5 protein-coding genes and 1 pseudogene are annotated in these 6311 nt (G+C 51.1%); all 6 read left to right on the top strand.

Annotation, left to right across the window (positions count from 1 at the left end; all coding sequences use genetic code 11):
- Positions 1-131 precede the first annotated feature (131 nt).
- A complete protein-coding gene (locus tag PHV74_14425) occupies positions 132-929 on the top strand; it encodes an ABC transporter ATP-binding protein (GenBank protein MDD5095551.1) in 798 nt (265 codons plus the stop codon).
- Between the two features lie 34 nt (positions 930-963).
- Entirely contained in the window at positions 964-1629 is a 666-nt protein-coding gene (locus PHV74_14420; protein MDD5095550.1) for an ABC transporter ATP-binding protein, read from the top strand.
- Between the two features lie 28 nt (positions 1630-1657).
- Positions 1658-2554, top strand: a complete 897-nt coding sequence (locus PHV74_14415; protein MDD5095549.1) for a branched-chain amino acid ABC transporter permease — start codon at positions 1658-1660, stop codon at positions 2552-2554.
- 3 nt (positions 2555-2557) lie between these two features.
- Entirely contained in the window at positions 2558-3610 is a 1053-nt protein-coding gene (locus tag PHV74_14410) for a branched-chain amino acid ABC transporter permease (GenBank protein MDD5095548.1), read from the top strand.
- Positions 3611-3967: 357 nt separating this feature from the next.
- Positions 3968-5083, top strand: a pseudogene (locus PHV74_14405) (IS3 family transposase).
- A 122-nt stretch (positions 5084-5205) separates the two neighbouring features.
- Positions 5206-6060 (top strand): enoyl-CoA hydratase/isomerase family protein, encoded by an 855-nt coding sequence (locus PHV74_14400; GenBank protein ID MDD5095547.1) that lies wholly within the window; start codon positions 5206-5208, stop codon positions 6058-6060.
- The last annotated feature ends 251 nt before the right edge of the window (positions 6061-6311 follow it).

Genomic DNA, 6311 nt, shown 5'->3' with positions numbered 1-6311 from the left:
GCATCCGGATGACTACAAGAACCTGATCGTGCGGGTGGCAGGATACAGCGCCTTCTTTGTGCAACTTGACCCGCTGATCCAGGAGGAGATTATAGGCCGGACCGAGCAGAGAATCTGAGATGGGGCTCATTATGGAACCAGATTATATTCTTGAAGTAGAAACTCTCACTAAGGACTTCGGTGGGTTAAGAGCCGTGAATGAGCTGAGTTTCGGCATCCGCCACCAGGAGATATTGGGCTTGATCGGCCCAAACGGTTCAGGCAAGACCACTACTATCAACCTTTTGTCGGGGGTTTATAAGCCCTCGGTTGGACAGATACTCTTTGGAAACACTCCTATACAGAGGCTGCCCCCGTGGAAGATCGCTATGATGGGCATTTCGCGCACCTTTCAGCAGACACAATTTTTTGTATCAGCTACTACTCTGGAGAGCGTAGTATACGGTTGCCACATGCACGAGAGAAGCGGCATTATCGATAGCCAGCTATTTCGAGTCAAAGTGAACAAGGAACTGAAGGCTTCTCAAACGAAGGCCATGGGAATACTGGAGACTTTGGGGCTCACAGAGTATGCAGCCAGGCCGGCGGCCAGCTTGCCTCCGGGAGCGCAGAGGATACTGGCTATTGCCATGTGTCTTGCCGGCAATCCGAAGCTTTTGTTTCTGGATGAGCCGGTATGCGGTCTAAGCGCTGAGGAAAGCAACAAGGTCGTTGGCGTGATTCGGAAGTTGAGAGATCAGGGGCTGACCGTGTTGGTTATCGATCATGATATGCGGGTGATGATGAATATCTGCGACCGCCTGGTGGTCATAGATCACGGTACCAAAATCGCTGAAGGTGTACCAAGAGAAATACAAGCCAACGAACAGGTGATTGAAGCTTATTTGGGCCGTCGCAGGGGCGCTCAGGAGAATGTGAACTGTGCTTAAGATAGAGAACCTGCAAGTTTGTTACGGGCCGATAATGGCAATTAAGGGAATATCGGTTTATGTGCCCCAGGGAGAGCTGGTTTGCGTTATTGGTGCTAACGGTGCTGGCAAGAGTACTCTTATACGCACCATTTCCGGATTGAACAAGCCCCGGAGTGGAATGATCGAATTCGAGGGGAAAAGCATTGCCGGCATGCCTGCTCACAGAATAGTCGATTTGGGGATCGTGCAGGTGCCGGAAGGGAGAGGCGTCTTCCCTGAGATGACGATCCTGGAGAATCTGGAGATGGGGGCATATCTCAAGCGGAACAAGCGCATGTTTAAAGAGAACCAGGAGAAGGTCTATGCCCTGTTCCCCCGGCTGAAGGAGAGAGAAGGCCAACTCGCGGGCACCCTGTCCGGAGGAGAGCAACAGATGTTAGCGGTGGGAAGGGGGATGATGGGTAATCCCAAGTTGTTGCTGTTGGATGAACCCTCGCAGGGATTGTCCCCGCTGATGGTGCAACACCTGTCAGATGCCATCAGTGTTATCCACAAACAGCATTCCGTCACCGTCCTCCTGGTAGAGCAGAATGCTCGTATGGCATTGGAAATAGCCGAGAGGGGCTATGTCCTGCAGACGGGGAAAGTGGTAATGGAAGACAGTGCAGCTAGTCTGTTGGAGAACAAAGTCGTCAAAGAGGCTTATCTGGGAATATGAAAACAATGAAGGTTGTAAGGAGCAGGTCATGAGCTGGTGGGATATGTTCTACCAACAGTTGGCCAATGGCTTAGTGCTGGGGAGCGTTTATGTGCTGGTCGCCGTGGGTTTTACCCTATGCCTTGGCGTGCTCAAGTTGATCAACGTCGCACAAGGGCACCTGCTGATGCTTGGTGCCTTTATGACCTTCCAGTTTTCTCAAGGATGGTTTGATAACGTAGGTGTCCTGAACAACTATTTCGTCTGCATACTACTTTCAGTGTTGTTTGTAAGCGTTGTTGGCGCTGGCATCCATATCGTGGGGATTAAGCCAGTTCATGGCAAAAGCCAGGTGGCGCCAATCCTCACCACCGTAGCCTTGGCCTTCTTCATTGAAAACATAGCACGGAAGGCTTGGCCTGGTGAGGCGAGAACACTGAACACAAGCCTATCCGACAACTACAGGAATCCCATAGGCCAGATCTTTCTCACAGATCAGAAGGTGCTGACCTTCTTTGCGGCTCTCTTGCTCGTCCTAGTGCTTTACTTGTTTCTTCAACGCACCCAATTAGGCAAGGCGCTGAGGGCCACCACGCAGAACGAGACCGCTGCATCACTCATGGGCATCAGTCCGCAGTTTATGTTCCTTGTGGCCATGATGATTGCGGCTGCTCTTGCAGCCGCAGGCGGAGGATTCCTAGCCCCGATATACCCCATAGAGACCACAATAGGAATGCCTTATCTTTTTAAGGCTATGATCGTGGTGTTGCTTGGAGGCTTGGGTAACATCGGCGGGGCAATAGCAGGAGGACTATTATTAGGGTTGATGGAGTCTATGGTGGGAGGGTTGTGGGATGCCGCATGGGTGAATGTCGTTGTTTTTGGCACCATCATCGTTGTCCTGATTGTGAGACCTGCAGGCCTGCTGGGCGGCAAAGGAATATAGATTATGGCAAAAACAAACCGAGCTCTGCTCATTATCATGATTCTGGGTATAGCAATAGGAATACCTAACTGGACAAGCCTATACTGGGATCATCTGCTGGTTTTGACACTGATATATGCCATATTGACGATATCCTTTAACCTGTATGTGGGCTTCCTTGGCGAATTGACGATGGCCCACACTGCTTTTTTTGGATTGGGTGGGTACGCTACAGGGCTAATAACCGTTAAGGCTGGCTGGCCTACTGGAGTTGGTTTTCTGGTAGATATAGGTATATGCGCTGTGGGCGCTATAGTGATAGGTGTACCTGCCCTGAGGCTCAAAGGGCTATATTTTGTCATGATGACGGTCGCTTTTCTAGGCATCATAGGGCAGCTGGCCGTCACACTGTACTACCTGACCGGCAGCACCAGTGGACTCCGGGGTATCCCAACTCCCTCCTTTGGCTTTGTGGATATCAATACAACCCAGAGCTTCTACTATTTAGCGCTTATAACTTTGGTGCTCATCTTTATTATGGTATATTGGCTGATCAACTCACGGGTAGGCAGAGGATTCGTAATGGTGCGTGACAATCCGGATCTGGCCAATGCCTTGGGCGTAAACCCCTTCAAGTACAAAATGATCGGCTTTGTTGCCTCATCCGTCATAGCAGGCGTTGGCGGATGGCTTTATGCACACTACGTAAACATCATGGATCCCAACGTATTTGGGATGTCCATTCTGTTTGATGTCATTTTTATGGCGATACTGGGAGGCGTCGGCACACTGGTCGGCCCCGTTGTAGGTGCTTTCGTGGTATATCTGGGACCTGAGCTGTTCACCGAGTATGTGTATAAAGTTGATGATGCTTGGCGAACGGCATTTCTGGCCATGTTTATGCTAGTGATAATTCTCGTATTGCCGATGGGAATATGGGGCACAATCAAGATGCACTGGATGAAGAGAGTCAATAAGCCTGGAGGCCCAGCGTCTGAGCAGATTCCTCCTCCCTCAAACAATCGGCTTGATTTCTTAAGGGCAGTTTTTACCAAGCGGTATAGGCCCACAGACTAGCACTTCGCTTCGTAACCACCAGTGATTCGTTTATGCTTTGATATTTCAAAGCTATTTTGTTCACGGCCTCTCTACGAACTGGCCGAGTTATCCGATCTTTCGCTGACTCCTTCTTGGCCACTCGCTTATTACCGAACACAAAGCACCGTTGGAGCAGACGGTTGCACGATATATCCAAGATGCAAGGGACAAGGACTCCCTCGAAGATAAGAAATGGAACCCCCGGATTACAAGGGGGAGCTCCGAGAGTATCGCCCCAAGTATGGATATCAGATAAGCCTGACGTGCCCCCCCAAACAGGTCCAAGTATAATGTTAGACTTGGACTGAGAAGAACGGGGGACTTTTAGTGAGCAAGATGGAATTCGCACGGCAGCAAGTCATCAGTAAACTGTGTGAGGTGGAGGCGCTGTTGAGCCAGGGGGCTTCGGGAGGACAATCCAGCAGAAAGACAGAGGTAACAAAGCTACTGCCAGCGGAAGGAATACGGAGGGATGAGGGTGGAGCAAACCAAGTGCCTGAAAGAGCTGGAGAAGGAGATTTCCCGGCTGAAGAAGCTAGTGGCCGGTCTTTCTTTGGATAGTGCCATTCTGAACGAGGCTGCCCGGGGAAACTTCTCAGCCCGTCGAAGACGTGTACGATCATGACTCACGCCTATGGGAAGTATCACGTTTCCGAAAGACGGGGTTGTCGTGTCGTAGAACAGCCAGGACCACCCAAACGCACCCTCACTGTGCCCCCGATGAAGAGGCACAGATCACCAGCCTGATCATCCAGTTGGCCATCGGTATGGTCGATACGAATACCGAATGATCACCAGGTTATTGCGGGAGGAAGGCTGGATGGTGAATCACAAACGGGTGCAGCGGATCTGGAGGAGAAAAGGCCTCAAGGTGCCCCGCAGACAGCCCAAACGGGGACGGTTGTGGCTGAATGATGGGGCCTGCATCAGGCTCAGGCCGGCGCCTAAAGACTACGTCCGGAGCTATGATATTGTCACCGACGGGACGGCGAATGGGAGGTCCTTTCGCATGCTGACCATTCTCGACGAATATACCAGGGAGTGCCTGAGTATTCTGCCTATGCGCCGTATCAATTCTCAGGTTGTGCTTGCCGAACCCTATGGGCTGTCTTACTTAGAGGCACTCTGGAATACATCCGGTCGGATAATGGACCGATGTTTACAGCAAAGACGGTCAGAGATTGGTTACATGATGCGGCCGCAATCACGCTGTTTATCGAACCCAAGAGTCTCTGGGAGAACGGATATATCGAGTCTTTCAACGGAAAGTCGAGAGACGAGTTGCTGAATCGAGAGATGTGTGCCATCTTGCAGGAGGCACAGGTGCTGACAGAGAAGTGCAGAAACGAGTATAATCAGATCAGGCCGCACAGCTTTCTGAAATATCGCCCATCGGTTCCCTCTACCATCCAGCCTAGTAGTCCAGCTCTAACTTTACCACTGATACTATAATCGAGGGCACTTCCTTCGTTGGCAACCAACACCAACGTAAATTAGGAGAGACAAGGCGAGTAAATCATGGCAAGAGCGAAGCCATAATGAGGATCGAAAAATTTGCACGAGGAGGGAATCAAATGACTTTCGAGGACATCATCCTCACCAAAGAGAATCAGATCGCCACCCTCACCTTAAACCGGCCGCAGAAGAAGAATGCGTTGAGCTACAAGATGTTGCAGGAAATAATGGTGGCCATTAATGATGTGAGCAAAGACAGTGAGGTGAGGGTGATAGTGGTGACAGGGGCCGGGGACGCTTTTTGCTCTGGGGGAGACATAAGATTTGCTGAATTGAAGGCAGGACGGGTAAGTCCGGAACAGGCGGAGGAGATCTGGGTGCGTATCAACGAAGAGGGTTTTCCTCCGGGGCAGCTTCGCACAATCGCTCAGGAGGCCATCGCGGCTATACGGCAGGTGCAAAAGCCGACGATCGCCATGATGAAAGGAGATGCTATCGGCGGAGGCTTTGGGATTTCGTTGGCCTGTGACATGCGAGTTGCAGATCCAAGCACCCGATTCATGATAGGCCAGCCGCGGATAGGCTTTGTACCTGGCCTCTACGAATCGTGGACGTTGCCCCGGGTGGTTGGCCTTGGGAAGGCTCTGGAGATCATCATGACTTGTGATTTCATTGAGGCAGAAGAGGCATATCGGATAGGGTTGGTCAACAGGCTGGTGGCGTCCGAGAAGCTGGAGGAGGAGACGAGGAGGCTGGCGAAAAGCCTGATGAGTATTCCGCCGATAACGCAAAGGATGATCAAACAAACGGTCTATGCCAGTCTCAACTCCGATCCGGAATCGTCGGTTCTATTCGCACTGGCCTGTAATGGGATCATCAAGCGATCAAAGGACCAACAGGAGGCCGTTATGGCTTTAGTGGAGCGCAGGCCGCCTGCGTATAAGGATGCGAATCTCCTATTCGATGAAAAATAGGCGTTGGCTGAGGCAACAGAAGATCGCAGCTAATATGGGACTGCGATAATGTAGTCAGGCCACTTTCAGGTAGGGCCTGACTCCTAATAGGACCGGCTCGGTGTCTTGTCTGTGATCTGTCGACTCGAGGCCGTTTAAGAATAGGGGTTAAGAATACCCTGAAAGAAGTTGACACGGTTTTTGAAACCGACGTTTTGACTTTCAAGTGACATTCTCATAGGTTAAGCCCTCGGTTTTGAGGGTTTGAGCAC

It is taken from the genome of Dehalococcoidia bacterium (genome assembly GCA_028711995.1).
GTDB lineage: Bacteria > Chloroflexota > Dehalococcoidia > SZUA-161 > SpSt-899 > JAQTRE01.
This window is presented reverse-complemented; position numbering and strand designations above follow the sequence as displayed.